Source organism: Marivita sp., assembly GCF_022763305.1.
Classification (GTDB): domain Bacteria; phylum Pseudomonadota; class Alphaproteobacteria; order Rhodobacterales; family Rhodobacteraceae; genus Marivita.
Map to the genome: position 1 here is coordinate 1 of NZ_JALEGT010000099.1, position 3,619 is coordinate 3,619.

5 protein-coding genes are annotated in these 3,619 nt (G+C 61.8%); 2 read left to right on the forward strand and 3 right to left on the reverse strand.

What is annotated here, in order from left to right:
• Positions 1 to 921, forward strand: a 921-nt coding sequence (locus MRY75_RS17385) for a LysR family transcriptional regulator (protein ID WP_292309270.1), incomplete at its 5' end; no start/stop codon positions are given.
• Here the strand turns inward: MRY75_RS17385 and MRY75_RS17390 are convergent.
• Positions 918 to 1,103: a hypothetical protein gene (locus tag MRY75_RS17390; protein WP_292309271.1), complete on the reverse strand. Its 186-nt coding sequence runs from the start codon at positions 1,101 to 1,103 to the stop codon at positions 918 to 920. The genes MRY75_RS17385 and MRY75_RS17390 overlap by 4 nt on opposite strands.
• Positions 1,100 to 1,642 (reverse strand): hypoxanthine phosphoribosyltransferase, encoded by a 543-nt coding sequence (gene hpt / locus MRY75_RS17395; protein ID WP_292309272.1) that lies wholly within the window; start codon positions 1,640 to 1,642, stop codon positions 1,100 to 1,102. Before hpt ends, MRY75_RS17390 begins: the two co-directional genes overlap by 4 nt.
• A 72-nt stretch (positions 1,643 to 1,714) precedes the next feature.
• Here hpt and MRY75_RS17400 point away from each other — a divergent pair, with 72 nt between their 5' ends.
• The gene (locus MRY75_RS17400) at positions 1,715 to 2,158 is read left to right on the forward strand and encodes a type II toxin-antitoxin system RatA family toxin (RefSeq protein WP_292309273.1); all 444 of its coding nucleotides are present in this window, start codon (positions 1,715 to 1,717) and stop codon (positions 2,156 to 2,158) included.
• A gap of 67 nt (positions 2,159 to 2,225) precedes the next feature.
• Here MRY75_RS17400 and MRY75_RS17405 read toward each other — a convergent pair whose 3' ends face one another.
• A complete protein-coding gene (locus MRY75_RS17405; protein WP_292309274.1) occupies positions 2,226 to 3,404 on the reverse strand; it encodes an ammonium transporter in 1,179 nt (392 codons plus the stop codon).
• Between the last annotated feature and the right edge of the window lie 215 nt (positions 3,405 to 3,619).

The window sequence follows — 3,619 nt, forward strand, 5'->3', positions numbered from 1 at the left end:
ATAATGCAAAAAGGGTCCTCATTCGTGCACAAGGTGAACTGGGACGATCTGCGTTACGTTCTGGCTGTGGCCGACACGGGGTCGGTGAACGCGGCCGCCAAGGCGTTGGGGGTCAACCATGCCACGGTGCTGCGAAGAATCGCGTCTTTTGAGGAAACCTGCGGTGGGCCTGTGTTCGAACGGGACCGGAGCGGATATCGCCTGCGGCCCAACCGGGCCCCGGTGATCGAGGCCGCCCGACTGGCCGCGCAGCACGTGAGCGCTGCGGAAGCGCTCATGCTGGGACAGAAAACGCCGGTTGGGAAGACACTCAGGATCACCTCGACCGACACGTTCTGCCAGACCGTTCTCGCCGCGATCTATCCGGCGCTGGCCCGGCGGGTGGCACCGGATCGGCTCACCTATCTGTGTTCCAACGCGCATCTCGACATGGCGCGTCTGCATGCCGATGTCGCGCTCCGGCCCGCCCTCGAGTTGCCGGATGATCTGGTGGGGCGCAAGCTGACAGAGATGCAGTTCGCCGTCTATGCCAACGCGCAAGGCCGTGCGCCTCAGGGCTGGCTTGGTCTGTCGGGGGCGCTGGAGCGGTCCGGCCCCGCACAATGGATGCAGCGCGAGATCGACCCGGCCGAGATCGTCGGCAGCGCCGACAGTTTCTGCCTTCTGGCCCAGATGACAGCAAGAGGCACGGCCGTCGCGATCCTTCCGGCCTTGTTGGGCGACGCTGCACCGGACCTCGTGCGTGTCGACGCGGGTGCGCCCGAGATGTTCGTGCCGGTGTGGCTTGCATGTCATCGCGATCTCGCCGGAAGCGAGCGGCTGCAGCACTTGATGGATGCGATGGAAAAACTCCTGCAGCCACATATCCCTGCGATTGCGGGGGGCGCCGTTGGCAACGCGAAAGCGGCGGCCAACCGCTAGCGCAGCACCCGGTTCGGCACGCGCTCTGCGTCAAGCGACATCCAGTCGGGCCAGCCGATCCAGGTTTCGACGGCGTAAATGCCAAGACATATCGCGATGATTGCCAGCACCAGCTTGACCCGCGCCGGGCTGGGCGGGTTGCGCGCCCATTGCGTCATGCGCAGAAGCCAGAACCAGTTCACGCCTCGGGAAACCGGACCTTGCCGATGAAGGGCAGGTTGCGGTTGCGCTGTGCGTAGTCGATGCCGTAGCCGACCACGAATTCATCGGGGATCGAGAACCCAATCCAGTCGGCGGCCACATCTGTCTCCCGCCGCGACGGCTTGTCGAGCAGCGCAATGGTGCGCAGCCGCCCCGGTTTGCGCGACGCAAGCAAGCCCACCACATGTTTGAGCGTGTGGCCGGTGTCCACGATGTCTTCGACCACCAGCACGTCACGGCCCTCGATCTGGCCGCGCAGGTCCTTCAGAATCCGCACTTCGCGGCTCGATTCCATGGCATTGCCGTATGAGGATGCTTCAAGGAAATCCACTTCCACCGGCAGGTCCAGTTCGCGCACAAGGTCCGCGATGAACACGAAACTGCCGCGCAGCAGACCCACGACCACCAGCTTGTTGGTGTCGCGGAATTCTTCCTTGATCGCGTGCGACAGTTCCTCGATCCGGGCCGCGATGGCCTTGGCCGAGATCATTTCGTCGATGACATAAGGACGCTCTGACATAGGTTTCCCTTGATTTTTCGCGCGCACAATACGACATCCCCCGCCACTGTCACGGTCAAAACACAAGAGCAGATGCCCACACATTCCGAAACCCGCACCCTGCCGTATACGGCGCAACAGATGTACGATCTGGTCGCGGACGTGGCGAATTACCCCAAGTTCCTGCCATGGACAGCCGCCGCGCGTATCCGCTCGCGCGAGGATCGGGGCGATCACGAGGAAATGCTGGCGGATCTGGTGATCAGCTTCAAAGTGTTCCGCGAACGGTTCGGCAGCCGCGTGGTACTCTGGCCCGAACAGCAGAAGATCGACACCGAATATCTCGATGGCCCTTTCCGGCACATGCACTCGAACTGGGGCTTCAAGGATGTCGAGGACGGGGTCGAGGTGACGTTCTTTGTGGATTTCGAATTCAAGAACCGCATCCTGCAGGGCGCGGCCGGGATGTTCTTTTACGAAGCCATGCAGCGCATCGTCCGCGCCTTTGAACGCCGCGCGGCGGAACTTTACGGATAGACCCGAAGAGCCATGAAGAAAGGCGGACCTTTCGGCCCGCCTTGGCACTCGTTATACACAATTCTGCTTACGACGCGTGGTCGTAGGCGCGCTCTCCATGCACGATGATGTCGAGCCCGGAATTCTCGGTTTCCGCATCGACCCGCAGCGGTGTGATCGCCTTGACCACGACCACCAGAACCACCGTGACCACCACGGTGAACACGCCGACAATCGCCAGAGACCCCAACTGCGCGGCAAAGCTGCCCGCGCCGAATACGGCGATCATGATGGTGCCGAAGATGCCGCCCACGCCATGCACCGCGAAGACGTCCAGCGTGTCGTCGATCTTGAGCATGTTGCGGATCACGTTCACCGCTTCCTGACACAGCACACCCGCAATGGCCCCGATGATCAGCGCCTCGACCGGGCCGACAAAGCCGGATGCCGGGGTGATCGACGCCAGACCCGCAATCGTGCCTGTGACCATGCCGACCAATGACGACTTGCCGAACTTCACCTTCTCCCACAGCGCCCAGGTCAGCGATGCGGTCGCCGCCGAGATATGCGTGACCGTCAGCGCCATCGCGGCACCGCCATCAGCGGCCAGTTGCGACCCGCCATTGAAGCCGAACCAGCCGACCCACAGCATCGCCGCGCCCAGCATGACGTATCCGGGGTTGTGGGGCGGGGTGACGCGATTCTTGCGCGGGCCAAGGAACACGGCGATGATCAGCGCCGCGATGCCCGCTGTTTCGTGCACCACGATCCCGCCCGCGAAATCCCGCACGCCAGTGTCGCCGAAGATGCCACCGTCCGCCAGGAACCCGCCGCCCCAGACCCAATGCACCACCGGCGCATAGCAGAGCAGCATCCACAGGCCCGAGAAGAGAAGCACAAAGCCAAAGCCCACCCGCTCGACATAGGCGCCGACGATCAGGGCAGGGGTGATGATGGCGAATGTCATCTGGAAGGCGAAGAACAGAACCTCGGGCAGGGTGCCCGACAGATCGTCGGTTCCGACCCCCATCAGGAACATCTTGCCCAGACCGCCCCAATAGGCGCCGCCATCGCCAAATGCGATGGTATAGCCGAAAGCGAGCCACAGAACGCTCATCAAACAGGCAATCGCATAACAGTGCATGAACACGCTGAGCACATTTCGCGCCCGCACGAGCCCTCCGTAAAACAGGGCAAGCCCTGGCAGCGTCATGAACAGCACCAGCGCTGTTGCCACGATAATCCAGGCCGTATCGGCTCCGTTCATCTGTCCCATCCTTTGATTTGGCGTTGTTGCGCGCGGTCAAAGCGGAACGGCATCGCGGAAAAAAGAGGCAAAATCACAAAGAGCCTGCCTGAAAATCATGCAGACATGGTTTTGTTTAATTATACCCGTCCTCCTGAATTGACCTGACTTTTTGTTAGGCCGATTCACTCTGCCACATGTTGAACAGGGCAGCGGCTGGTACTGTTTGATTATGA

Coding starts and splice junctions, on each gene's coding strand:
- MRY75_RS17405 (WP_292309274.1), bottom strand. CDS start 3,404: ATGAACGGAGCCGATACGGCCTGGATTATCGTGGCAACAGCGCTGGTG.
- MRY75_RS17400 (WP_292309273.1), top strand. CDS start 1,715: ATGCCCACACATTCCGAAACCCGCACCCTGCCGTATACGGCGCAACAG.
- hpt (WP_292309272.1), bottom strand. CDS start 1,642: ATGTCAGAGCGTCCTTATGTCATCGACGAAATGATCTCGGCCAAGGCC.